Raw genomic sequence first — 23,819 nt, forward strand, 5'->3', positions numbered from 1 at the left:
CTGACCTCATTGCATAATAGAGCGATTCTATTTGGGGACGCCCCTGCCCGTGCTCACCCCCTCCATTTACAAAGTTGGTGGCTGCCTCCAGGCCGAGGCCAGCACCTACGTGGTGCGCCAGGCCGACGAGGATCTGCTGGCGGCCTTGCAGGCCAGGGAATTCTGCTACGTGTTTAGCGCCCGGCAGATGGGCAAATCGTCACTGCTGGTGCGGGTCAAGGCCGCGCTGCAAAAAGCGGGGGGCCACTGCGCCTACCTGGATATGACCCGCCTGGGCAGCAACGGCCTCACCCAGCCCCAGTGGTATACCGGCGTGGGGGTGAGTCTGCTGCAAAGCCTGAATTTGCTCAGCCAGACTGACTTTCTCGCCTGGTGGCAGGCCCGCGAAAGCCTGCCCCTGGTGCAGCGCTTAAATCAATTGGTCGATGAGGTGGTGCTGCCCGCCACCGGGGATGACCCGGTCTACATCTTTGTTGATGAAATCGACGGGCTGCTCAGCCTCGACTTTTCCACCGACGACTTCTTTGCCTGGATGCGATCGGGCTACAACCTGCGCGCCCACGACCCGCGCTACCGCCGCCTCACCTTTGCCCTGTTTGGTGTCGCTACCCCCGCCGACCTGATCGCCGACAAACAGCGCACCCCCTTCAACATTGGCCAAGCAATTTCCCTGGAGGGCTTTACCCTGGCTGAAAGTGCGCCGCTACAGCAGGGGTTAGAGGGGCTGGTCGATTGTCCCCAGGCGGTGCTCAAGGCCATTCTCGACTGGACGGGTGGGCAGCCGTTTTTGACCCAAAAACTGTGCCAAATCGCGGCGAAAAACGCCCAGCAGTCGGAGACGTTGCCCCTGCCCCTCTCCTCTGCCATGGCCAACTTTTGGGTGGAGGGGTTGGTCAAAGCCGCTCTGCTCGACCACTGGGAAGCGCAGGATGAGCCGATTCACCTGCGCACCATTCGCGACCATCTGTTTTGGCACCAAAACCGCACGGCGAGAATTTTGGGCCTGTATCAGCAACTCTTGCAGGGCGAAGCGGTGCAATCCGACGACAGCCGCGAGCAGAGCGACCTGCTGTTGTCGGGGCTGGTGGTGCGTCGGGGCAATGAGCTGGCGATTAAAAACCGCATTTACCAGCAGGTGTTCACCGCCGACTGGGTGAGCCGTGAGCTGTATCGGCTGCGTCCCTACGCGGCGGCGCTGGAGGGGTGGATGGCGTCTGCCCGACAGGATGCCACCTACCTACTGCGCGGTCAAACCCTATGGGAAGCCGAAAGCTGGGCGCGGGACAAAAGCCTCAGCGATGTCGATTACCAGTTCCTCGCCGCCAGCCAGGATGCCGAGCGGCAGGAGATTCAGCAAAAGCTGGATGCCAAGGCCGAGAGCGAGCGGTTCTTTCGCCAGCTAGCCGAGGCTGTGCCCCAGATCGTATGGATTGTGGAGCCGGACGGCAGCCTGTCTTACAGCAACCAGCGGGGAACCGACTTTTCGGGGATTGCCCAGGATGGTGTTCAGGGGCTCCAGCGCCTGGAGGTGATCCACCCGGAGGATCGACAGACCAGTCTGAGGGCCTGGGAACAGGCGTTTGCGACGGGCAATCCCTACGAAGTTGAGCTGCGCCTGCAAGATGCCGACGGCCAATACCGCTGGTTTTTGAACCGGGCGGTACCCATTCGCGATGCCGCCGGGCAGGTGGTGAAGTGGTTTGGTACCAGCACCGACCTGGATGAGGTCAAACGCAGCGAAGAAGCCAAGCGGCTCAAAGAGCGGTTCCGGCTCCAGCGGTGGCTGCTGGGCGCGGTGAGTGCGGGGTTTGCGATCGCAACCTCCCTTGGCCTCTACGCCTTTGCCCAGCGCCACCAGGCCACCCTGCGAGAAATTGAGGCGATCGCCAGCCTTTCCGATGCCCAGTTTGCCTCCGGCAATCGCCTCGATGCCCTCGTCACCGCTCTCCAGGCCCAAACCCGGCTTGACCAGCTGCGCTGGGTGCCTGGGGAACTGAGCGCATTGAGCGATCGCGAACTGCGCCGCGCCACCTTTCAAGCCCTGGAATGGAACCGCTTCAATGGCCACTTGGGCCGCGTGCGCGGCCTAGCCGTTAGCCCCAACGGCGATCTAATCGCCGCCACCTACCAAAAAGACACCACCCTGCTCTGGGGTATGGATGGCACCCTGGTGGCCCGCCTCCCTGGTGCCGCCCGCGAATCTGCCTTTAGCCCAGACGGGCAAACCCTGGCCACCGCTGGGGACGACGGCACCGTGCAACTCTGGAGCCGCGACGGCAACCCTTTGGCAACTCTGAAGGGCCACCAAAAACCTGTCAAGGCCGTTGTCTTTAGTCCAGACGGGCAAACCCTCGCCTCCGCTGGCAGCGATAATCTGATCAAACTCTGGAGCCCCAACGGCCAGCTGATCCGCACCCTGTCCGGCCACCGCGGCACCATTTGGAACCTGGCCTTTAGCCCAGACGGGCAGCAAATTGCCTCCGCCAGCGACGACAGCACCGTCAGAGTGTGGAATCTAGATGGCACCCTGGTGCGCGTGTTGCAGAACCCCATCCCCTCCACCGAGGGCGAAAACCACCTGCAGAGCGTGGCCTTTAGCCCCGTTCGCGAAGCGTCCCCAGAGGGGAACGGCCAAACCCTGGTAGCAGGGGATTCCTACGGCAACATTGTTTGGTGGAACGCCGACGGCACCCTGCAAAGAATCACCTCAGAGCATCGCAAAACCGTGGGTCGCCTCGCCTTCAGCCCCGATGGGCAAACCCTGGCCTCCGGCAGTTGGGATGACACCATTAAACTCTGGAGCCGAGATGGCACCGTCCTCCGCACCATTGCTGCTCACCCCAGCGGCACCCTGGCCCTGGCCTTTAGCCCAGACGGGCAGCGGTTGATTTCTGGCGGCGAAGACGATCTGGTGCGCCTCTGGCAGCTCTCTTCTTCTTTGCTAACCACTCTGCAAGGCCATCGCGCCTCGGTGTGGGATGTGGCGATCGCCCCAGACGGCAATTCCATCGTTTCCTCTAGCTCCGATGGCACAATCAAACTGTGGAACCGGGAAGGACAACTTCAGCGCACCCTGCCCCTCGACCAAGGCGAAATTTGGGCAGTCGATATCAGCCCAGACCAGCAAACCCTGGCCGCCGTCAGCAACGCTGGAGTCCTAAACCTGTGGGAGATGGATGGCACCCAGTTACATACCGTTAAAGCCCACGGCGATACCGCCTTTGATGTGGCCTTTAACCCCGACAATCGCGAAATCGTCACCGTCGGATGGGATGGCCAGGTGAAGCTTTGGCGACCCGACGGCACCCTGATTCAAGCAATGCAAAGGCTCCCAGATACCGATGCAGCACAAGATCCCAACTCTCCCCAAAACTCCCTCAGAAACCGCCTCAACGCTGTCGCCTTTAGCCCCGATGGGCAGTGGTTGGCGGTGGCTGGTCTAGACGAGATGATTCACCTCTGGCGGCGCAATGGAACCGGTGCGTTTCCCCCTCAACCGAACCAAGTTTTAAAGGGCCATGACGACACTATTTGGGATGTGGCCTTTAATCCAGACGGCACCCTGCTCGCCAGCGCCAGCGAAGACACCACAATTAAGCTCTGGTCCCTGGAGGGGAAGCTGGTTCGCACCCTGGAGGGGCATCGCGATCGCGTCAACGCCGTCACCATCATTCCCCCCAACGCTGGCCTACCCGCCGACTGGGGCACCGTCATCGCCTCCGCCAGTTGGGACCACACCGTTAAACTCTGGTCCCTCGACGGCACCCTGCGCCTCACCCTCGAAGGCCACGAAGAACGTGCCCTGGACGTGAATTTCTACCCTGCCACCAGCACCCACGGCCCCCTGCTAGCCTCCGGTGGTCTCGACAATGCAGTCATTCTCTGGCCCCTCGATCGCGTGGTAGAGCAAGAGCAAGTCCTCAATTATGGCTGCCAGTGGGTGCGCGAGTACCTGCAAACTAACCCACAACAGCAGAATCAGGAACTGTGCCGGGATTGAAGCTGAGATAACATCGCCCGTGGCCCAAGCGCAGCGGATCCTGTGGGGGGCGATGAGAGCGGCATCTGGCTCTCCAGTTCCCTATTCCCATAAAGATTACCTCATGCTCAATCGGTGGAATTCGGGGCAACACTTTTTTGCCGTCAACCCTTGGTCGCACTGGTCATGCTGCTGGCTTCGCTGTTGCCCACCAGCGGCATGACCATTTCTTGGGCAGACTTTGCTAAAGACAAGCAATTTTGTACTCAGTCCCTGGTGGGCAAGCTGCTGTTTAATCGGGAGGATGCGATCGCCCTGGTCTACGGCGCAGTGATGCGCAACCTGTCCATTGCGCTGGCGATCGCCATCACCGCCTTTGGGGGCGAACAGGGTTCAGAAATTGCCCTGATCATTGCTATGGCCTACATCATTCAGGTGCAGGCCGCCGCTTGGTACGTGAAGTTGACCGATAGAATTTTTGGCCCGGCGGAGCAAGCGCTGCCCCAAGCTAGCTAGCGGTGCAGCGAGGGGCGATCGCCTAACTGCCCTGACTACGGTTATGGAGTCAAGTCTAAGGCGGCTGCTAAAATGCCGGGTTCTGCCGTAGGCTTGAGCTGAAACCCGACCCGCTTGCACAGGTGCTGCATGCCGTGGTTTTCAGCCAAAATTTCCCCCGTCAGGCGCTGCAACCCCTCGGCGCGGGCGATCTCGATCAGGCGGCTCAGCAGCTCGGTGCCAAAGCCCTGGCCCTGGTAGGGGTCGGCCACCAGCATGGCAAACTCGGCTTCAGGCAGGCCGTGCTTTTGGGTGAGACGGCAGACGCCGATGATTTTGGGGTCGGGGGTGCTTACCTCGGCCACCAGGGCGATCTCGCGATCGTAGTCGTTAAAGCAGATGCGGGTGAGGCGATCGTGGGCGATGCGGGCACTGTGCTTGATGGCGTGGAAGTAGCGCAGGTAAATGCTGTGGTCAGATACCAGATCGTGGAAGTCGATAATCAGCGGCTCATCTTCGGGGCGAATGGGGCGAATGGTGATGCCATCGCGCCAGGGCCAACTGTACTGGGTGGGGTAGGGGCGAATGGCCAGGCGGGGTGGTGGGGTGGTGGGGTCGCGCAGAATCACTCGGGCATCGAGGGCCAGCAGCCCGTTGGGGGAGGCCAGCAGCGGGTTGATATCAATTGATTCAATCGCAGGCTGCTCGGCAACGAGCTGGCTAAACTGCACCAGCAGTTGCTCCAGGGCATCTAAATCTACCGCCTGGCGACCCCGCACCCCCTGGAGTGCGGTGTAGATCAAGGTGTTTTCCATTAGGCGGCGGGCCAGGGTGCTGGTCAGGGGGGGTAGGGCGATCGCGCTGTCCTGCAACACTTCGACCAGTTGACCACCGCTGCCAAACACCAGCACCGGGCCAAACTGCGGATCCTGGCTGCTGCCCAAAATCAGCTCGTAGCCATCGACGCGGATCATTGGCTGCACGGTGACGCCCTGGAAGTGCTCGGCCCCAGCTTTTTCGGTGACGCTGGTGAGGATGCGATCGAAAGCACGGGCCACGGCATGGCTGCTGTCGAGGTTGAGCTGCACGCCGCCCACGTCGGTTTTATGGGTGAGGGTGTGGCTGTAGAGCTTGAGCACCACCGGGTAGCCCATGGTATCGGCGGCGGCGATCGCCTCCTCTGCCGTCGGCACCACCTGGGTCGGCACCACCGGAATGCCGTAGGCCGCCAGCACCGCCTTTGACTCGGTCTCGGTGAGCAGGTCGCGTTTTTCGGCTTGGGCCGTTTGCAGAATGGTGGCGACAGTGGCGCGATCGATGCCGTGGTTGGCGGTCAAGGCCGGGGTCTCGTAGAGCCCCTTGAGGGCATAGCTGTGCCGCCACAGCAGCCCAAACAGCCGCGCCGCCTGGTCAGGGTAGCGGTAGGTGGGTATGCCCGCTCGGTTAAGAATACCCTCCCCCTCATCCACCTCAGCCCCGCCCATCCAGCTGGCCAGAATCGGCCTAGTAGAGCCGCTGTCACGCCAGGTGTCCACCACTGCCTGAGCGGTTTGGGCCGGATCAGTCATGGCCTGGGGAGTGAGCACCACCAGACAGCCGTCGCTGGCGGGGTCGGCCAGGGTGGTTTTAAGAGCCTGGGCAAACCGGGCCGGTTCGGCATCGCCCAAAATATCGATGGGGTTGCTGTGGCTCCAGTGGGAGGGCAGCGCCCCATTCAGAGCATCCACGCTAGCGACAGAAAGCTCCGCCAGAGTCCCCCCGGAGCGAATCAGCGCGTCCGTCGCCAGCACCCCAGGGCCACCCGCGTTGGTGATAATGCTCAGGCGATCGCCTCGGGGGCGCGGCTGCTTAGCCAGCACTTCGGCGGTGTCAAATAGCTCTTCAATGTGGTCAACCCGTAGCACGCCGCAGCGGCGAAAGGCCGCATCTAGCACTGCATCGCTTCCGGTCAGCGACCCCGTGTGGGAGGCCGCCGCCTGGGCCGCCGCCTGGGTGCGCCCGGCTTTGATCACAATGATCGGCTTGCTCAGGGCCACTTCCCGCGCCGCCGACAGAAACGCCCGAGCATCGCCAATCGACTCCATGTAGATCACAATGCTGTGGGTGTGCGGGTCGTCGCCCAGGTAGTCGATCAGGTCGCCCCAGCCCACGTCGAGCATGGAACCTAGTGAGATAAAGGCGCTGAAGCCCACATTCTCCCGCAGGCTCCAGTCAAGAATGGAGGTGCAAAGCGCCCCGCTCTGGCTGATGAACCCCACATTGCCGCGCCGCGCCACCTGGCTGGCGAAGGTAGCGTTTAACCCCGTCAGCGGGTTCTGAATGCCCAGACAGTTGGGGCCAATCAGGCGTAGGCGACCCTGGGCGATCGCCTTAATCTGCCGCTCTAACTCAATGCCCTCAGGGCCAATTTCCTTAAAGCCCGCCGAGAGAATGATCGCCCCTTTCACCCCGGCATCGACGCAATCCTGCACCACCTCGGGCACACCCTGGGCCGGGATGGCGATGATGGCGAGGTCGGGGGCTTCGGGGAGGGAGGAAATGCGATCGTAGGCCTGAATGCCCAGCACGTTATGCCGCTTGGGGTTGATCGGATAGACCGTGCCCCCAAAGGGATGGCTGATCAGGTTCCACAGCACCGTGCGACCCACGCTGCCAGGGCGCTCGGTAGCGCCAATCACCGCCACCGACCGGGGCACAAAGATCGGGTCAAGGGGGTGACTCCCGGTTTTCCAGAGATCCGTTACCGGATCGGGGCAGGTCAGCATGGTCAAGTCCTCATGGGGGCAGGCACGGGCTGGAAATTGTGAAGTTTGGGTTGGCGATTTTGGCTTGATTACTACGTAGGGTGGGCACTGCCCACCTTTATCTTGTGGTGTGGCCCTTAACCTGGGTTAGCGTGGTCTTAGCGCTGTAGGCATTAGACCTTGGTGGGCATTGCCCACCCTACGGCTCCCCCCTCCCTAGGGAGAGGGGTTGGGGGTGAGGACTACACCGCCGCCAGATCGGGCTGGTGGTACAAACTCGCATCGACCCGGCAACCGCCGTAGGCCAAAGTGTACAACTCCTTCATATCGCGGATCAGCGGGTAGCGAGGATTGGCCCCGGTGCACTGGTCGTCGAAGGCCTGCTCCGACATCAGCTCCAGGTGGTCATAGAAATCCTGCTCTGAGGCATTCAGCGTCTCCCGAATGGTGAGCGGAATCTCCACCTGTTGTTTGAGATCTTCGATCGCATCCACCAGCAGCATCACCTTCTCATCGTCGGTAATGCCCCCCAGACCCAGGTGGTCGGCAATCTCCGCGTAGCGATGCTTGGCGTTGGGGAACCGATACTGCGGGAAGATCGCCTGCTTAAAGGGCGCATCGGTGGCGTTGTAGCGGATGACGTGGCTGATCATCAGGGCGTTGGCCAGCCCGTGGGGCACGTGGAAGGTAGACCCCAGCTTGTGGGCCAGGGAGTGGCACACGCCCAAAAAGGCGTTGGCAAAGGCCATACCGGCGATCGTGGCGGCGTAGTGGACCTTCTCCCGCGCTTCGGGGTCTGCCGCGCCATTTTTGTAGGCCCGGGGCAGGTACTCTATCAGCAGCTTAATCGCTTGCAGCGCCAGCCCGTCGGTAAAGTCGCTGGCCATAATCGACACGTAGGCCTCCAGGGCGTGGGTCAGCGCGTCGATGCCGCCAAAGGCGGTGAGGCTGCGGGGCATGTGCAGGGTCAGGGCCGGGTCAACAATGGCCACATTGGGCGTCAGGGCGTAGTCCGCCAGGGGGTACTTGATGCCGACGCGATCGTCGGTCACCACCGCAAAGGGGGTCACCTCCGAGCCAGTGCCCGAGGTGGTGGGAATGCAGATCAGCTGCGCCTTTTGACCCAGGGCGGGCAGCTCATACACCCGCTTGCGGATATCCATAAACCGCATCGCCAGCCCCTCAAACTCGATCTGGGGCTGCTCGTACATCAGCCACATCACCTTGGCCGCATCCATGGGCGAGCCGCCGCCGATGGCGATCAGCACGTCCGGCTCAAACCGCCGCAGCCGCTCCAGGCCCTGGTTCACATTGGTCAGGGTAGGGTCGGGCTCCACGTCGTGGAACACATCCCACTCTACGCCCACTTCGTCCAGCACCTGGGTGATCGAGTGCAGCATACCCAGGTCAAACAGCGGCTTATCGGTGATCAAAAAGGCCCGCTTTTTCCCTTCCAGCTCCCGCAGAGCCACGGGCAGACAGCCCGACTTAAAGTAGATCTTCGGCGGCACCCGGAACCACAGCATATTTTCTCGCCGCTGGGAGACGGTTTTAATGTTCAGCAGGTGGTGGGGGCCGACATTTTCAGACACCGAGTTGCCGCCCCAGCTGCCGCAGCCCAGGGTCAGCGACGGGTCGAGCTTGAAGTTATACAGGTCGCCGATCGCCCCCTGGGACGAGGGCGTGTTGATCAACACCCGCGAGGTTTGCAGGGCGTTTTCAAAGGTGGCAATGTCGTCGCGGTTGGCGGGGTCGGTATAGAGCACCGAGGTGTGGCCCTTGCCGCCAAACTGCACCAGCGCCGACGCTGTCTCCACGGCGGCATAGAAGTCTTTGGCGCGGTAAAAGCCCAAAATCGGGCACAGCTTTTCGTAGGAAAAGGGTTCCTCGGTGCCAACGACTTCCACTTCGCCCATCAGCACTTTGATCCCCTCGGGGACGGTAAAGCCCGCCAAGGCGGCAATGGTCTCGACGGACTGGCCGACAATGCCTGCATTCAATCGCCCGTCCTTGAGAATGATCTGCCGTACGGCCTCGGTTTCCTCGGGGCTGAGCACGTAGGCTCCTCGGGCCAAAAACTCGGCCTTAGCCCGCTCGTAGATGGCATCTACGACAACAACGGACTGCTCTGAGGCGCAGATCATGCCGTTGTCAAAGGTTTTGCTGATCAAAATCGAGCTCACCGCCATGGGCAGGTCGGCGCTGGCATCGATCACCGCTGGGGTGTTGCCCGCCCCCACCCCCAACGAGGGGTTACCGGAGGAGTAGGCCGCCTTCACCATGCCGGGGCCGCCCGTGGCGAGAATCAGCTTGATGTCGGGGTGCTGCATTAGAGCCTGGGAGAGGGCCACCGTGGGTTCGTCAATCCAGCCGATTAACCCGACCGGGGCACCGGCAGCTTCGGCAGCTTCGCGCACGATCTTGGCGGCGGCAATGCTGCATGCCTTGGCTCTGGGGTGGGGGGAAAAGATAATGGCGTTGCGGGTCTTAAGGGCGATCAACGCCTTAAAAATGGCGGTGGAGGTGGGGTTGGTGGTGGGAACCACCCCCGCGAGAATGCCCACAGGTTCAGCAATTTTTTCGATGCCAAAGCCCTCGTCTTTTTCGAGGGTGCCGCAGGTTTTTTCGTGCTTGTACTTGTTGTAGATATATTCTGAGGCAAAGTGGTTTTTGATTACCTTGTCTTCGACGACGCCCATGCCTGTTTCGGCTACCGCCATTTTGGCCAAGGGAATGCGCTGGGCATTGGCGGCCAGGGCAGCGGCACGAAAGATGCGATCGACCTGTTCTTGGGTAAAGGTAGCGTACTGCGCCTGGGCGACTTTAACTTGCTGAATCAGGGTTTCAAGTTCGGCTAGATTGGTTGTGGACATACGTCCTCCTGAGATAAGCTGGAGATAGGAAAAGGATAAAGATTCTTGCTAGATAGATAGCATTTTCAATGGAGGGAAATGATTGATGTCTAGAATCGATCCCCCTTACATTCTTGCCTCAGCAAATTCTTGACTTAACCCTCTTACTAGGGAGGCAGAGGAGATCGCGCAAGGCAGTACTGTGAACAGGAAAAACTCATATTTCTAGCATGATTTAGTGGTGGGCAGTGCCCACCCTACGGTGAGGCATTAACTGGCGATCGCAGGCATCACAATCTCCGTCGTCATCGTCGGTGGATGGGTGAGGGTGTTGTGAATAATGCAGGCATCCACCGCTCGCTCTAGCCCCTTCTGGTGGCGCTGTTCGATGGGCACCAAGGGCTTGACCTGAATATGGATATGGTCAATCCGCAGGGGATCGGTGACCTTGTCAGCGGTGACAGAGATTTCTAATCCGCTGGCGTTTAAGTGGCGAGCTTCGAGATATTTCACCGCGTAGAATCCAACACAGGCCCCTAGGGATGACAGAAACCATTCTGGCGGGGTCATGCCTTCGTCTTGACCGTAGCTGTCTAGGGGCTGATCGCTAAGAATTTGGTGCCCTCGACAGCTGGCCTGAAATTTAACGCCGTCTTGATAAGTAACTTGAACGTCCATAGAAGCCTCCTGGCAGGAGCATGGGATGGAATCTTAAACAGCGGTTAAGCCGTAATCTCGAAATATTTGAATAACATGCTCAATCAGTTCTGGCGTGGGGGGCTGAGTGTCGCCCAAAGTATAGGGTAAACCTAATTGCTGCCATTTATATTCTCCCAGCTTGTGAAAAGGCAAGACTTCGACCCTTTCAACATTATCTAGGGTGCCCACAAATTTGGCTAAACCCACCACATTTTCTTCAGGATCGGTGAGGCCTGGAACTAACACAAACCGTATCCAAGTAGGCTTGCTAATTTTGGCTAAATAACGCGCAAAATTTAGCGTGGGTTCGATAGAAACGCTGGTAACTTTGTGGAATAAATCGGAATTGTGAGATTTGATATCTAATAAAACTAAATCGGTATTTTCTAATACGGGTTCTGCGGCTTCAATGTGGACATATCCGGAGGTGTCTAATGCCGTGTGTAGACCCATGTCATGGCAGCGACGAAAGATTTCGGCCACAAATTCGGGCTGCATGAGGGGCTCGCCGCCGCTGACGGTGACGCCGCCATTGCGCAAGTAATTTTTGGTGTGGTCGATTTGGGCCATAATCTCGTCCACTGTCATCACGGTGCCGCCGTGGATCTCCTGGCAGTCGGGGTTGTGGCAGTAGAGGCAGCGCAGGGGGCAGCCCTGGGTAAAGACCACAAAGCGAATACCCGGCCCATCGACGGTGCCGCAGGTTTCGATGGAGTGGACGCGCCCGGCTTGGGGCACTGGCACGGTGAGTGCGATCGGGAATTGGAGGGTTTGATCGGACATGGTGGTGGGCGGCAAAGGGCTCAGGCATTCTCAACATTAAGGAGCCCCTCTCGGCCAGGGCTGAGAGGGGCTAGGGGGGTTAGCAGCGTTCGTGGAAGGTGCGGTTGATTACATCCAGCTGCTGTTCTCGGGTGAGTTTGATGAAATTCACCGCGTAGCCCGAGACCCGGATGGTGAGCTGCGGGTACAGCTCGGGGTGATCCATGGCATCGAGCAGCGTCTCGCGGTTAAAGACGTTGACATTGAGGTGGAAGCCGCCGTCGCGCACATAGCCGTCGAGCAGGGCCGCGAGGTTGCTGATGCGATCGCCCTCCGTCCGACCCAGCGCCCCCGGCACAATCGAAAACGTATTCGAAATCCCATCCTGGGCGTCGGCGTAGGGCAGCTTGGCCACCGAGGCCAGCGAGGCTACCGCGCCATGGCTATCGCGCCCGTGCATGGGGTTGGCCCCTGGCGCAAAGGGCTGGCCATCGCGGCGACCGTCGGGGGTATTGCCGGTCTTTTTGCCGTAGACCACGTTGGAGGTGATGGTGAGGATCGACTGGGTGGGAACGGCATTGCGGTAGGTCTTGTGCTTGCGCAGTTCGGCCATAAAGGTCTGGACAAGCTGGACGGCGATCGCATCCACTCGGTCGTCGTTGTTGCCGTACTTGGGAAAGTCGCCATCGACCCTATAGTCCACCGCGAGGCCATTGTCGTTGCGGACAATCCAGACCCGAGCGTGCTTGATCGCCGACAGGCTGTCGGCCACCACCGACAGGCCCGCCATGCCGTAGGCCATCGTGCGCAGCACATCGCGATCGTGTAGGGCCATTTCCAGCCGCTCGTAGCAGTACTTGTCGTGCATGTAGTGGATCACGTTCATGGTGTTGGCGTAGGTCTTCGCCAACCAGGCCATCATTTGCACCAGGCGGGGCCACACCTCGGCGTAGTCGAGCACGTCGCCGGTAATCGGCGCGTAGGCCGGGGCGATCTGGTCGCCGGAGTGCTCGTCTTTGCCACCGTTGATGGCGTAGAGCAGGCACTTGGCCATATTCACCCGCGCCCCAAAGAACTGCATCTGCTTGCCGATGCGCATAGCCGACACGCAGCAGGCAATGCCATAGTCGTCGCCCCAGTAGGGCCGCATCAGGTCGTCGTTTTCGTACTGAATGGAGCTGGTTTGAATGGAGACCTCGGCGCAGTAGCGCTTGAAGGCGTCAGGCAGGTGCTCTGACCAGAGCACCGTCAAGTTAGGTTCGGGCGCAGGCCCGAGGTTGACTAGGGTATGCAACATTCTAAAGCTGGTCTTGGTCACCAGGGGGCGACCGTCTACGCCCACGCCACCGATGCACTCGGTCACCCAGGTGGGGTCGCCGCTAAACAGATCGTTGTAGTCGGGGGTGCGCAAAAACCGCACCAGGCGAAGCTTCATGACGAAGTGGTCGATGATCTCCTGGGCTTCAGCTTCGCTCAGCCTGCCGGATTGCAAGTCCCGTTCAAAGTAGATGTCGAGAAAAGTGGAAACCCGCCCTAGGGACATGGCCGCGCCATTTTGCTCTTTGACCGCCGCCAGGTAGCCAAAGTAGAGCCACTGCACCGCTTCTTTGGCGTTGACGGCAGGACGGGCCAGGTCGTAGCCGTAGGCGGTTCCTAGTTCCTTTAGCTCGTTGAGAGCTTTGATCTGCTCGGAGATTTCTTCGCGCAGGCGTAGGGTGGCCTCGTCGAGGGTGTCTAGCTCCAGGCTGGTCTTTTGGGTCTGCTTGTCGGCGATGAGGCGATCGCAGCCATACAGCGCCACCCGACGATAGTCGCCAATAATTCGCCCGCGTCCGTAGGCGTCGGGCAAACCGGTAATGATGCCCGACTTGCGGCAGCGGCGCATTTCGGCGGTGTAGGCGTCGAACACGCCGTCGTTGTGGGTTTTGCGGTAGCGAGTAAAGGTTTCTCTGGTCGCCGGGTCTAGCTCGTAGCCGTAGGCGTTAAGGCTGGCTTCGACCACGCGAATGCCGCCCAAGGGCATGATGGCGCGCTTGAGGGGGCGATCGGTTTGCAGGCCGACAATTTGCTCCAGCTTGACGTCGATATAGCCCGGTGCGTGACTGGTAATGCTTGAGGGCACGGCGGTGTCGGCATCGAGCACGCCCTTTTCGCGCTCTAGGGCCATCAGCTCTTTTACCTGACCCCAAAGAGTTTTGGTGCGCGGGGTAGCGGCGGCGAGAAAGGTGCCATCCCCGGTGTAGGGGGTGTAGTTACGCTGAATGAAGTCGCGCAGATCGATGGATTGTTGCCAAGGGCCGGGCTGGAGGTCGGTAGGGGACTCCAGCGAGTTATCCAGGTCAGACTGGGTCAGGGGAGGTAAATGATCGGCAATCATGGTAAATCCTCGTAAATCCTCGTGGTTGTGGCTGCGGCTGGCAAACATTGAGCCTGCAAAATATTAATCAGCGCCGTTGCGAATAAACCTTATCCAACTTCAGAAGGGGAGTTCTGTCTGTAGAAACGCTAGAGATCCCGATCTGGACTTGCTATAGCCTACAAGATGGCTATCTAAACCTAAGAAAGCCCGATTGTTCATGGCTGACTAAAATTTGTGAAAAAAGTATCAAAACGATCTTTTCTATCGGCAGGTTGAGATAAAAATATGCCCAGGTTTTAACAACTCCACCGTTGCTTTTGTGTCCATTTTCCCTGTCAAAATGGCCTCTTCATGCCCGGCTTACCCTAACAGTATAACTCTACTAAAAAGCCTCTAAGCAGATTGTTCCGTGACATGTCTACTATTGATGGCGGCTAAAGAAAATTTATAATTACTACAGATTTAAGTAGAGACAAATGGGTGATATAGACTATTAGTTAAAACAACTAAAATGTTGTTTTAGGTGGGGTAGTCTCTTGGAAGATGTTTGAAAAGCGATCTGCTGTCGCTTTAGCCACGGTGGGCTGGGCAAACGGCGTTTGCCCCTACGCAAGCCGCCTGTTTGGAATCGGGGTTATACAATTCAGATCTGGTATCACTGCCTCAGTAGAAGCAGCTGGGCCGGATCGAGGTGCACAAACCAGGGGAAAGGCCGGTCCTTCAGCTCAGCCCATCGGTCCTTAAAGACCTCCGCCTGGAGGTGGTAATCGTCGTGGTCAGAGGGGGGGCTGCCCAACTTGAAGTAGAGACTGATGCGGTGGGGCGTTTCGCTGGTCCAGGCAATCCAGCCGGGGAAGGTGTTGGGCTGGGTGGGCTGCTCGGGAAAGGTGAGGCGATGGGCGCGAATGCCCACGTGGGTGTGGGTGGGCAGCACCGGCTCCAGGGTTTGCAGGGTGCAGCCCCAATCCAGGGCGGCTAGGGTGTGATCGCCCTGGCGTTGAAGGGTCGAGATGTTTTTACAGCCGGTGAGCTGGGCCACGGCCAGGGTACCGGGGTGGTCAAAAATGGCCTGTTTTGGCCCCTCGGCTACGACGCTGCCGTCCGAGAGCACCAGCAGGCGCTGACACACCCGGTAGGCTTCTTCTAAGTTGTGGCTGACGAATAGGGTGAGGCCCCGATAGCTGCTCAGGGTCTTGAGCAACTGCTTTTCGAGTTCGCTGCGCAGGTGGGCATCGAGGGCCGAGAAGGGTTCATCGAGCAGCAGAATTTCGGGATTGGGGGCCAGGGCTCGGGCCAGGGCCACCCGCTGCTGCTGACCGCCAGAGAGCTGATGGGGATAGCGATCGCCAAACCCGACCAGCTGCACTTGCTGAAGCTGCTCGGCCACCTTGCGGGCGATCGCCGCTTTAGACTGGCCCCGCAGCCCGTAGGCAATGTTTTGGGCCACCGTCAGGTGGGGAAATAGGGCGTAGTGCTGAAAGAGATAGCCGACTCTGCGATCGCGGCTGGGCAGATTAATCCCTAGCGCCGAGTCAAACAGCACTCGCCCGTTCAGCACAATGCGCCCGCTATGGGGCGTCTCTAGCCCCGCCAGACATCTCAAAATTAGGCTTTTACCGGCTCCCGAGGCCCCCAGCAGGCCCAGGGGATGGTGATCGGTGGCAAAGGCTACATCCAGGCTAAACCCAGACAGGCGGTGGGTGAGATCGACGGAGAGGTGAGGGGGTAGGGGGGTGGGGAGTAAAGGGTAGGGCGTAGCGTTTGGGGATTTTGGATTTTGGATTTTAGATTGACTCGTTACGGCCGACTGGGCCAGACGCCAGCATCGCTCGATCCACCCCAGGATTGGCAGCCTAGCACCCTGGGTTTGCCAACGGTTCATCAGCACCAGACCGCCCAGAGAAATGGTCAAAATTACGCCGGTCCACAGAGCGGCTTCGCGAAAGGCCCCGGCTTCGACGGCGAAGAAAATCGCCATGGGCAGAGTCTGGGTTTTGCCCGGAATATTGCCCGCCAGCATCAGGGTGGCCCCAAACTCGCCCAGAGCACGGGTAAAGGCCAGGGCGGTACCGGCCCCAATGCCGGGTAGAGCCAGGGGCAGTGTAATACACCAAAACAGCTGCCACTCCGTTGCGCCCAGGGTGCGGGCGGCCTGCTGCACGGAGCGATCGATCTGCTCCAGGCTGCCCAACACGGTTTTGTACATCAGCGGAAACGCTACCACCGTCGCGGTGATCACCGCTGCATACCAGGTAAACACGACATTGAATCCAGCGGCTCCCATCAGCGCCCCAAAGGGGCCATGCTTACCCAGCAGCAGCAGCAGCAAAAAGCCCAGCACCGTGGGGGGCAGCACCATGGGGGCCAAAAACAGGCTGTCTAGGAGCGATCGCCAGCGCCCCCGGTAACCCTGCATAAACTGCGCGGCGGCAATGCCGACAATAAACGCCAGCAGGGTAGCGATCGCGGCAATGCGCAGAGAGATCCACAGGGGAGAGAGGTTAATCATGGTGGGTTTTTCAGCCGTAGGGTGGGCTGTTACGGATCGACAACCCCAAAGCCAAAGTCCTTGAACTTAGTCTGGGCCGCAGGCGTTTGTAAAAACGCAATGAATGTCTTCGCCGCTTCGGGGTTGGGGCGATCGCTCACCACCGCGATCGGGTAAACAATGGGCTGGTGGGTTGACTCTGAAGCCGTAGCCAACACCTTAATTCGCTCCGAGAGAGCTGCATCGGTAGCATAGACCATGCCCACGTCGGCATTGCCGCTTTCTACAGCGGCCAACACCCCCCGCACGTTGTTGCTAAACACCAGCTTCGACTGCAAAGGCTCAAGCAAATTTAGCTTGGTAAACACTTGCTCCGCGTACTGCCCTGCTGGTACGCTACGAAACTCACCCACCGCAACCACGCCCACCTCAGCATCTTTAAGCTGGGCAATATCTGTAACCGCAAGTTGCGATTGAGCCGGGGCAATCAGCACCAGGCTATTCGTCAACACATCCTGCCGAGAATCCTTGAGAATTAGCCCCTTCTCAGCGAGCATATCCATCTGTTTGGCAGCAGCAGAAAAGAAGATGTCGGCTGGGGCACCCTGCTCAATTTGCTGCTGTAGGGCACCCGAGGCACCAAAGTTATAGCTAATTTCAATGTCGGGATAGGCTTCACGAAATTCAGGCGTGATCGCCTCTAGGGCATCCTGCAAGCTAGCCGCCGCCGATACGGTGAGTTCGACTGTCTGTGCTGGGGCCTCGGGACTGTTCTCAGAAAGGTTAGGCGTTAGAGCAGACGAACCACAGCTAGCTGAAAGCAAACTGATTGCTAGACCCACACAAACGCGAATCAAAAACCTTCGACCCTTTACTAAAGGCATAAAAACTCCTTAAAACTCAAGGAAATCGCTTATATAACGGGAACAAAGCAAATCATCTTAATAGCTTCAAACTCTAGCTTAGCCGCCAATTTCACATCACCTTACAGCTTGGCATTAAAAGAATCAATAACTTAAATTGAATAGTTGGCGCGAAGAAAAGACAAAAGTATAAACAGGTACCAAAACTCAGCTCTTTTTGTTGCTGACAATACCAACCATTTGAATAGCTCTGCTGCACGCCGTTTTAGGGGTTAAGACATGCAAAAACACCTGGCTGAATCTGCGCTGAATCTGCTAAAGTTTGGGTTAGCATTTTGAAATTCATATTTATGAAAATTAGCGCCCGCAATGTATTCAAGGGTACGGTCAAGTCCATTCTTTCAGGCATGGTCACTGCTGAAGTAATTATTGAGGTTTCGCCAGGATTGGAGGTGGCCTCAGTAATCACAAAATCCTCTGCTGAAAGTTTGGATATTAAGGTAGGCGATACCGCTTACGCCGTTATTAAGTCATCTGATGTCATCGTGGCAACTGATTAACAGACCAAATCCAGCTCGGGATCTGTAGTTTTTCTACAAGCAGAACTTTTCTGGACTTAGATAAGGTTTATCAGCGGGCTAGCGCTTGCGGGCGACGATGTTGAAAATATGCCAGTGTTTTTCTTCACCCAGGGCAGTTTTGCCAGGGTGATTTTCTTCTTCCAGCCATTCCACCTCAAAGGGGGTTAGCAGCTGGTTCACCTGGTCGCGGCTGTGGTGGTTCATATCTTCATAGACAGCCCAGGAATCGCGATCGCCAAACAGCTGGCCACAGAAGCGTCCCCCCGTCGCCAGGGTGGCAACGATCTCGTCCCACAGGTCGGGGAACTGCTCCGGGGGGCAAAAGGGCAGGCAAAAACTGGCGTTCACCAGGCTGATATCGGGGGGCAGGGTGAGGTCTTCAAACCGCTGCACGCGGGTTTCGAGGTAGGTGCGATTGGTTTTAGACCAGGCTTTGCCAAAGCAGTCGGGGCGCTGCCGCAGACGGGCGATCGCCTCCGGTTCCCCATCGATCGCCAGCACCCGCCAGCCCCGGTTGAGTAGCTCAACGGTGTCGCGGCCATCGCCACAGCCCAGGTCTACCGCAAACTTGGGCAGAGCGTCAGGGGCCTGGTCATGGTATTCCAGCGCCTTGACTAGGGTTGGCCGGGGGGGCCGCCCTTCCACCGCCTGGTAGTACTGCATCCATTTCGCATCAAATTTCATTCGGTCTCCCGTGGCTGTTGCGTTGTCGAGAATAGGCCAGCGGTTTAAAAAATCACACATTGTGTTTAGGCTAGGCTAGCCCCTCCAGTGACAAGCGATCGGGCGGCAGTCTTGGGGCAAAGGGTTAAATCAGTGGGGGAGATGCCGGTTGCGCCAAGAATCGTAGCGCCCAGTCCAATCCACCGATCAATCGCATCGGGGTCAAAACCCACCTGGCGCTGGTTGCCCACTTGCAGCAGCGGCCGTCGAATTAACCCAGGGTCGAGCACCATCAGATCTAGGGCGATCTCGGCGTCGAGCTGCTCGGGCACCACCAGTCCAGTGGTGATAGCGCGGGCGGTGGTGTTAAACCACTGCGCCACCGCTAGTCCCTCAAAGAACGGGTAGAGTCGCTCGGGTGTCCAGGGTTCGAGCAGCAGGTTGTGGGCAATCACTCGGTGCCCAGAGGCTTGCAATAGCGCCTTTTGGCGGGTGTTGTTGATGCAGCCGGGCTTTTCGTAGAAGTTCACGGTGGCCATGGGGCGGTCTCCTAAAAGGGTTTGACAGCAAACGGGTCACGCTCAAACTGAAATCGCGATTTGGGTTGGGTATCGCCATAGAGTTGGAAGGTAAAGCTTGGCGTCGGCCCCAGGGTTTCGACCTGGTGAATGGCCTCGGGCCGAAAACTGATGATTTCGCCCGCTTGCAGGGTGAACTGCCCGGTCTTTTCGAGGCGATCGGGGTCGGTCATTCTGCGCCAGAGGGTGTGGCGCTCTTGGCCCTCCAGCAGGGCAACCACCCCCCAGGTGCCGTGGTTGTGGATCGGAGTGGTGATACCAGCGCCGGTAGTGACGGTTTGCACAGTCAGGGGATAACCAATCTCGTCGTAGAGGGTGAGCAGGGCGGTTCCAGTTTTGGGGTCGGGTTCGGGGCGCTGGGTGCTCAACCAGTAGGAGTTGAGGACGAGTTGTCGTACCCGACGGCGAATTTGCGGCAAATAGTCCCACTGGTCAAACTCGTGGGGGGCGTGGGCAAGACTGTGCAGCACATCGCTCAAAAATTGGTGTAGGTAGTAGTGTTCTTGCAGCAAATCCCACGGTCGGGGCGTGGGTCGGGGCTGGCACTGGCCCTCGGCATCGACAAACCAGTCTTGGTGGAGCATATCAATCATGGTGGTCAACCCAAAAGCTGGGATGTCAGGCGAAGGGAAACCAGGCCCCTCCCCGGAGGAGAGGGGCAGACGCAGCGGACTACACCAGGGCAGATTCGACCTGGGGCGCTGGCTCAACGGCGCTTTGGTCGGGAACTTGGCCCTGGCAGAAGGCGAGTTCGGCCTCCAATTCGGCGACCGATTCCCAGGCGGCTTTACCGGCAGCCGAGTAGGGGCCTTTGGCGGCGGAGACGCCGCGAGCGTGGGCCACTTCGGCCTGGAGCGCTTTTTGCAACAGGGGCACGCGGGGATTCTCGACGAAGTCGCCCTTGAGCAAAATGTCGGTGTCAGAAATGATGCCGAGCAGCTCGTTTTGAATTACGGGGGCGCGATCGATGCCGAAGCGGGCAAATAGACGAGCCACGTACTCAATGCCTAAATCGGGGTTGACCACCAAACAGGGCTTGGTCATAATTTCGTAGATTTTTACGGTTTTGGGGTCTTTGCCGTAGGCCACTACCTGGTTGACGATGTCGCGGGTGGTAACGATGCCGTAGGCGTCCTCTGGGCCTCGACGCTCCACAATTAGCGAGTGAAGCTGTTTGAATTTCATCAGCTGGACAGCTTCGGCTACAGTCGCCGACCCTTTAATGGTGGCGACGTCATCGGTCATGATGTCTTTTGCGGTAGCCATAATAATCTCCTTGCAACGGTCATAACTGGGATAGAAAGACCCTCCTAATGGTCTTTTTAGATACTTTTGGTCAGAGCTGTTCGGAACGATGAAGGGGCCGAACAGCGATCGCTAGCTCAAGGGTATCACCTCCTGATATCTATAAAGCGATGAATCGATGAAATGACCAATCCAATGTTAGGGTGGGCGCACGGCCCACCCTGCGGGGCTGCTGTCTCCTACTGGGAGAGATAGGGGCGGGTTAGGCGATCGCCGGAAAATCCGCCTTCAAAGTCTCCAGCCAGTTGGCGATTCGCTGGTCGGTTTTCTCGCTCTCATTCACCTCATCCAGGGGCAACCCGACAAATTGGCCGTCGCGCAGGGCGGTGGATTTTTCAAAGGAGTAGTCGTCCGCAGAAACGGCTCCGACCAGGGTGGCTCCCAAGGCTTTGAACTGGTCGTACATCAGGCCTAGAGCCCCAACAAAATGCTTGCTGTGGCCTTCGCAGTCGCCGGGGCCAAACAGGGCAATGGTCTTACCCGAAAAGTCGGGCTTGTCCATCTCCATATCAAACATCGGTTCGCGCCAGTCGTTTTGCAGTTCGCCCGCGCCCCAGGTGGAGCAGCCCAAAATTAGGTAGTCGTACTTTAAAAGGTCGTCAACGTCGTCAAAATCAGCCTCCATGCTGTACAAATCGCAGCGATCTTCCCCGATCGCCGCCTGTATTTTTTCAGCAATTTCTTCGGTCACGCCGGAGGTGCTGCCGTAGAAAAGTCCAATATCTGCCATGGGTTTAGCTCCTAGAAAAAGGGGGTGCGATCGCAAATCCTCAAAACTGCTGTAGCTGTCACTAACCTGTCATCAAAACGAAGTGTCCTCGCTCATCAGGCGCACGTAAATGGCCTGCACCAGCGACGGGGGTAAGGTTAGATGGCCATCCTTTGTGCTGACTCTAAAGTTGGGATAGCGCTGGGTGACCGTGATTTCGGTGCCCCGATCTAATCCCAGTTCCTGTAGATGAGACAGGGTGGATGGGTCAGCCCGAGGGAAGCGGGCGATCGTGCCGCGATCGCCCACGTTGAGCACCTGCAACGACGCACCTGAAACCGTAAAACCACTAAACATAACGCAACTCCAAGGGAAACCGTTAATCTTTAGTGCGTCGCGCAAGGCGATGATGCACGCTGTGAAAGGGGACATTAACTCAGATCAAATAGGCTTCCATGTGGGTTTTAATGGTGCAGTCTGAGCGGGGGTAGGCCACGCATAACAGCACAAAACCCTTGTCGATCTGATCGTCATCCAGAAAAGATTGATCCGACTGATCAATCTCTCCTTCGACTAGCTTGCCAACACAGCTAGAGCATGCGCCAGACCGACAGGAGGAGGGCATATCCAGATCATGTTCCTCGGCGGCATCCAAAATATAGGTGTCGTCATCCACCGGAATGGTGATGTCGATGTTGCGCTTTTTGTTGATTAAGTGAATCTGATAGGTTGCCATAACTAGACTCTTTCTTAGGTGGAGTGTGGAGTGCTAAAGGTTGAGTTTTAAGCGTTAAGTCAAAATCATGTCTAAAGCTCAGAACTCAACCCTCAAAATTTCTAACTACAGGGCACTCCAGCGGGGCTACAACCGCCCGCCGTTTGGAATGATTTGCCGCAGCCGCAGGTGTCGGTGGCGTTGGGGTTGGTGAACTTAAAGCCGCTCTCTAGCAGGCTGTCGATGTAGTCGACCACAATGCCGTCGAGCAGGGGGGCACTCTTGGGGTCAATGAAAACTTTGAGACTGCCCGACTCCACAACTTCATCGTCGGGCTTAGGGGCATTGGCGATTTTAATGTCGTACTCGTAGCCGTTGCAGCCGCCGTCTTTAACCGCCAGGCGCACGCCCCGGCTGGGGGTGTAGTCGGGGGTGCCGCGTACAAAGGTGCGCAGGCGCAGTTCGGCGAGTTCGGTAATGGTGATGGTCATAGGGGTGGGTGGGTAGGGGGTGGATGGGTGAATGGGTAGGGGGATTTTGGATTTTGGAGTGGAACGGTAGGGTGGGCACGGCCCACCACTGGCTATGCAGATTTAAGGCGGGTCGCGGGAAAAGGACATGGATTACCTCCTCGCCAAGGCTAAAGGGAGGGCGCGATCGCCCCGGATCACCGCCTTTACCCCACCGCACACCGGGCAGTCGGGGTCGTGGTAGGCGTGCCGCTTGGCAAACTCCGCTCGGGCCAAATCCATGGTCAACAACTGCCCCAGCAGCGGGTCGCCCAGCCCGGTGATCACCTTGATTGCTTCTAGGGCCGCCAGGCAGGCCAGCGTGCCCGACACCGCCCCCAGCACCCCAAACCCCCAGCGATCCCACTCGGGCTTTTCAGGAAACAGGCAGGTGAGGCAGGGCGTTTCGCCCGGAATAACCGTGGTTAGGTAGGCCTCCATGTCGTTCATGGCGGCTTCGACCATGGGCTTGCCCCAGCGTACGCAGGCGGCGTTGAGCAAATCGCGCTCTTTGAAGTCAAAGGCGCAGTCGAGGGCAATGTCGGCCTGCTGCACCAGGGCATCGACGTTCTCGGCAGTAACGTAGTCGCATACCGCCTCGATCTCGATGTCAGGGTTTAAGGCGGCCAGGGTAGACTGGGCCTTAAATACCCTGGGCTGGCCGACCCAGTCGTCGGTCATCAGCACCTGGCGGTTGAGGTCGTCGCGCTGGAGGTCACCGCCCCGCACCAAAATCAGTTTGCCGACCCCCGCTACCGCCAAATACAGGGCAGCGGTGCCCCCCAAACCACCGACGCCCGTGACCAGGGCCGTGGTGCCTTTAAGCTGCCGCTGCCCCATTTCTCCCAGTCCTGGGAGCATCATTTGGCGACGGTAGCGATCGCGATCGGTGGCAGTCAGAATAGGCAGCATGAGAATTCAGCCTGGGGGTTTACTGGGAGGAGTGCTTGCAAGACGGGTTATTCCAGCTCGATCTCAGAGAGCATGACAATGTTTTTGGGCCGGTCTTGAAAGACCTTGAACAGCTTTTGCTCTACGGAATTAGAGGTGGTAAACACGCTATAGGCGACTTGCAGCGCCTGCCGGTAAGACTGAAGCAGGTGCTCTTCGCTCTGGGTCTGGTCTTCGTCGGCCATGAGCTGAGAGAACTTGCGCAGAATGTGCAGCCGGTTGACGTTGACAATCTGGGGGTCGTAGTCGAGGCCAAAGAACTCAAAGTAAGCCTCGGCATCGGTGATTTGGTTGAACTGTTCTAGGGCGATCATCGGGCAGCCTCCAGGGTTTGCAGCTGTTGTCTCAGGTCACGTAACTGGCAGTAAATCTCGTAGGTGCGGGCCGCAGCATCGGGGAGTGAATCCAGGTCGGCGGGCAGGCCTTCGGCGATGTCGTGGAGATCCATCTTGAGCTGACCGGCTTTGCTGTTGAGCTTTTTGATCTGGGTTTTGAGGGCGTCGATGGTGATTGGGTCAGTGGTTTGGGGCATAGGGAAACGGTTTAGGGTTTACGGTGCAGGGGGTC

General features: G+C 58.5%; 21 protein-coding genes. 3 read left to right on the forward strand and 18 right to left on the reverse strand.

Annotation, left to right across the window (positions count from 1 at the left end; all coding sequences use genetic code 11):
• Positions 1–49: 49 nt before the first annotated feature.
• Positions 50–4,000, forward strand: a complete 3,951-nt coding sequence (locus VB780_RS05785; protein WP_323350193.1) for an AAA-like domain-containing protein — start codon at positions 50–52, stop codon at positions 3,998–4,000.
• A gap of 150 nt (positions 4,001–4,150) precedes the next feature.
• Complete coding sequence (locus VB780_RS05790) at positions 4,151–4,495, forward strand: hypothetical protein (protein ID WP_323350194.1); 345 nt, start codon at positions 4,151–4,153, stop codon at positions 4,493–4,495.
• A 41-nt stretch (positions 4,496–4,536) separates the two neighbouring features.
• On the opposite strand, the gene VB780_RS05795 is transcribed toward VB780_RS05790, so the two are convergent.
• From VB780_RS05795 to modA, 7 genes are all read right to left on the reverse strand, one after another.
• Positions 4,537–7,110: a bifunctional acetate--CoA ligase family protein/GNAT family N-acetyltransferase gene (locus VB780_RS05795; RefSeq protein ID WP_416349206.1), complete on the reverse strand. Its 2,574-nt coding sequence runs from the start codon at positions 7,108–7,110 to the stop codon at positions 4,537–4,539.
• 350 nt (positions 7,111–7,460) lie between these two features.
• Entirely contained in the window at positions 7,461–10,091 is a 2,631-nt protein-coding gene (gene adhE / locus VB780_RS05800; RefSeq protein WP_323350196.1) for a bifunctional acetaldehyde-CoA/alcohol dehydrogenase, read from the reverse strand.
• Positions 10,092–10,340: 249 nt separating this feature from the next.
• On the reverse strand, positions 10,341–10,748 hold the full coding sequence (locus VB780_RS05805; RefSeq protein WP_323350197.1) for an OsmC family protein: 408 nt from the start codon (positions 10,746–10,748) through the stop codon (positions 10,341–10,343).
• Between the two features lie 33 nt (positions 10,749–10,781).
• Positions 10,782–11,552 carry a pyruvate formate-lyase-activating protein gene (gene pflA / locus VB780_RS05810; RefSeq protein ID WP_323350198.1) on the reverse strand — a complete coding sequence of 257 codons (771 nt, stop codon included), beginning with the start codon at positions 11,550–11,552 and terminating at the stop codon, positions 10,782–10,784.
• Between the two features lie 79 nt (positions 11,553–11,631).
• Positions 11,632–13,908 carry a formate C-acetyltransferase gene (gene pflB, locus VB780_RS05815; protein ID WP_416349205.1) on the reverse strand — a complete coding sequence of 759 codons (2,277 nt, stop codon included), beginning with the start codon at positions 13,906–13,908 and terminating at the stop codon, positions 11,632–11,634.
• Between the two features lie 637 nt (positions 13,909–14,545).
• A complete protein-coding gene (modB, locus tag VB780_RS05820; RefSeq protein WP_323350200.1) occupies positions 14,546–16,399 on the reverse strand; it encodes a molybdate ABC transporter permease subunit in 1,854 nt (617 codons plus the stop codon).
• A gap of 29 nt (positions 16,400–16,428) precedes the next feature.
• Complete coding sequence (gene modA / locus VB780_RS05825) at positions 16,429–17,262, reverse strand: molybdate ABC transporter substrate-binding protein (protein WP_323350201.1); 834 nt, start codon at positions 17,260–17,262, stop codon at positions 16,429–16,431.
• Positions 17,263–17,591: 329 nt separating this feature from the next.
• Here modA and VB780_RS05830 point away from each other — a divergent pair, with 329 nt between their 5' ends.
• Complete coding sequence (locus tag VB780_RS05830) at positions 17,592–17,801, forward strand: TOBE domain-containing protein (RefSeq protein WP_323350202.1); 210 nt, start codon at positions 17,592–17,594, stop codon at positions 17,799–17,801.
• A gap of 78 nt (positions 17,802–17,879) precedes the next feature.
• Here VB780_RS05830 and VB780_RS05835 read toward each other — a convergent pair whose 3' ends face one another.
• The 11 genes from VB780_RS05835 to VB780_RS05885 all read right to left on the reverse strand — a co-directional run bounded on the left by VB780_RS05835 (position 17,880) and on the right by VB780_RS05885 (position 23,784).
• Complete coding sequence (locus VB780_RS05835) at positions 17,880–18,506, reverse strand: class I SAM-dependent methyltransferase (protein WP_323350203.1); 627 nt, start codon at positions 18,504–18,506, stop codon at positions 17,880–17,882.
• 65 nt (positions 18,507–18,571) lie between these two features.
• On the reverse strand, positions 18,572–19,024 hold the full coding sequence (locus VB780_RS05840; protein WP_323350204.1) for an ArsC/Spx/MgsR family protein: 453 nt from the start codon (positions 19,022–19,024) through the stop codon (positions 18,572–18,574).
• A gap of 11 nt (positions 19,025–19,035) precedes the next feature.
• Positions 19,036–19,656 carry a cupin gene (locus tag VB780_RS05845; RefSeq protein ID WP_323350205.1) on the reverse strand — a complete coding sequence of 207 codons (621 nt, stop codon included), beginning with the start codon at positions 19,654–19,656 and terminating at the stop codon, positions 19,036–19,038.
• 79 nt (positions 19,657–19,735) lie between these two features.
• Entirely contained in the window at positions 19,736–20,329 is a 594-nt protein-coding gene (locus VB780_RS05850) for a CBS domain-containing protein (protein WP_323350206.1), read from the reverse strand.
• Between the two features lie 241 nt (positions 20,330–20,570).
• Positions 20,571–21,098, reverse strand: a complete 528-nt coding sequence (locus VB780_RS05855; protein ID WP_323350207.1) for a flavodoxin — start codon at positions 21,096–21,098, stop codon at positions 20,571–20,573.
• Between the two features lie 72 nt (positions 21,099–21,170).
• Entirely contained in the window at positions 21,171–21,434 is a 264-nt protein-coding gene (locus VB780_RS05860) for a ferrous iron transport protein A (protein WP_323350208.1), read from the reverse strand.
• A gap of 79 nt (positions 21,435–21,513) precedes the next feature.
• Complete coding sequence (locus VB780_RS05865; protein WP_323350209.1) at positions 21,514–21,813, reverse strand: 2Fe-2S iron-sulfur cluster-binding protein; 300 nt, start codon at positions 21,811–21,813, stop codon at positions 21,514–21,516.
• A 101-nt stretch (positions 21,814–21,914) separates the two neighbouring features.
• On the reverse strand, positions 21,915–22,283 hold the full coding sequence (locus tag VB780_RS05870) for an iron-sulfur cluster assembly accessory protein (protein WP_323350210.1): 369 nt from the start codon (positions 22,281–22,283) through the stop codon (positions 21,915–21,917).
• A gap of 132 nt (positions 22,284–22,415) precedes the next feature.
• Positions 22,416–23,213, reverse strand: coding sequence for a HesA/MoeB/ThiF family protein (locus VB780_RS05875; RefSeq protein ID WP_323350211.1), 798 nt, complete (start codon positions 23,211–23,213; stop codon positions 22,416–22,418).
• Positions 23,214–23,260: 47 nt separating this feature from the next.
• Positions 23,261–23,566 (reverse strand): nitrogenase-stabilizing/protective protein NifW, encoded by a 306-nt coding sequence (gene nifW / locus VB780_RS05880; RefSeq protein WP_323350212.1) that lies wholly within the window; start codon positions 23,564–23,566, stop codon positions 23,261–23,263.
• The gene (locus VB780_RS05885) at positions 23,563–23,784 is read right to left on the reverse strand and encodes a CCE_0567 family metalloprotein (RefSeq protein WP_323350213.1); all 222 of its coding nucleotides are present in this window, start codon (positions 23,782–23,784) and stop codon (positions 23,563–23,565) included. Before VB780_RS05885 ends, nifW begins: the two co-directional genes overlap by 4 nt.
• Between the last annotated feature and the right edge of the window lie 35 nt (positions 23,785–23,819).

This window comes from Leptolyngbya sp. CCNP1308 (assembly GCF_034932455.1).
Taxonomy (GTDB): Bacteria; Cyanobacteriota; Cyanobacteriia; order Phormidesmidales; family Phormidesmidaceae; genus Nodosilinea.

Excerpts from the sequence above, each read along its gene's own strand:
- adhE (WP_323350196.1), bottom strand. The coding sequence starts at position 10,091 with ATGTCCACAACCAATCTAGCCGAACTTGAAACCCTGATTCAGCAAGTT.
- VB780_RS05805 (WP_323350197.1), bottom strand. The coding sequence starts at position 10,748 with ATGGACGTTCAAGTTACTTATCAAGACGGCGTTAAATTTCAGGCCAGC.
- pflA (WP_323350198.1), bottom strand. The coding sequence starts at position 11,552 with ATGTCCGATCAAACCCTCCAATTCCCGATCGCACTCACCGTGCCAGTG.
- pflB (WP_416349205.1), bottom strand. The coding sequence starts at position 13,908 with ATGATTGCCGATCATTTACCTCCCCTGACCCAGTCTGACCTGGATAAC.
- modB (WP_323350200.1), bottom strand. The coding sequence starts at position 16,399 with ATGATTAACCTCTCTCCCCTGTGGATCTCTCTGCGCATTGCCGCGATC.
- modA (WP_323350201.1), bottom strand. The coding sequence starts at position 17,262 with ATGCCTTTAGTAAAGGGTCGAAGGTTTTTGATTCGCGTTTGTGTGGGT.
- VB780_RS05830 (WP_323350202.1), top strand. The coding sequence starts at position 17,592 with ATGAAAATTAGCGCCCGCAATGTATTCAAGGGTACGGTCAAGTCCATT.
- VB780_RS05835 (WP_323350203.1), bottom strand. The coding sequence starts at position 18,506 with ATGAAATTTGATGCGAAATGGATGCAGTACTACCAGGCGGTGGAAGGG.
- VB780_RS05840 (WP_323350204.1), bottom strand. The coding sequence starts at position 19,024 with ATGGCCACCGTGAACTTCTACGAAAAGCCCGGCTGCATCAACAACACC.
- VB780_RS05845 (WP_323350205.1), bottom strand. The coding sequence starts at position 19,656 with ATGATTGATATGCTCCACCAAGACTGGTTTGTCGATGCCGAGGGCCAG.
- VB780_RS05850 (WP_323350206.1), bottom strand. The coding sequence starts at position 20,329 with ATGGCTACCGCAAAAGACATCATGACCGATGACGTCGCCACCATTAAA.
- VB780_RS05855 (WP_323350207.1), bottom strand. The coding sequence starts at position 21,098 with ATGGCAGATATTGGACTTTTCTACGGCAGCACCTCCGGCGTGACCGAA.
- VB780_RS05860 (WP_323350208.1), bottom strand. The coding sequence starts at position 21,434 with ATGTTTAGTGGTTTTACGGTTTCAGGTGCGTCGTTGCAGGTGCTCAAC.
- VB780_RS05865 (WP_323350209.1), bottom strand. The coding sequence starts at position 21,813 with ATGGCAACCTATCAGATTCACTTAATCAACAAAAAGCGCAACATCGAC.
- VB780_RS05870 (WP_323350210.1), bottom strand. The coding sequence starts at position 22,283 with ATGACCATCACCATTACCGAACTCGCCGAACTGCGCCTGCGCACCTTT.
- VB780_RS05875 (WP_323350211.1), bottom strand. The coding sequence starts at position 23,213 with ATGCTGCCTATTCTGACTGCCACCGATCGCGATCGCTACCGTCGCCAA.
- nifW (WP_323350212.1), bottom strand. The coding sequence starts at position 23,566 with ATGATCGCCCTAGAACAGTTCAACCAAATCACCGATGCCGAGGCTTAC.
- VB780_RS05885 (WP_323350213.1), bottom strand. The coding sequence starts at position 23,784 with ATGCCCCAAACCACTGACCCAATCACCATCGACGCCCTCAAAACCCAG.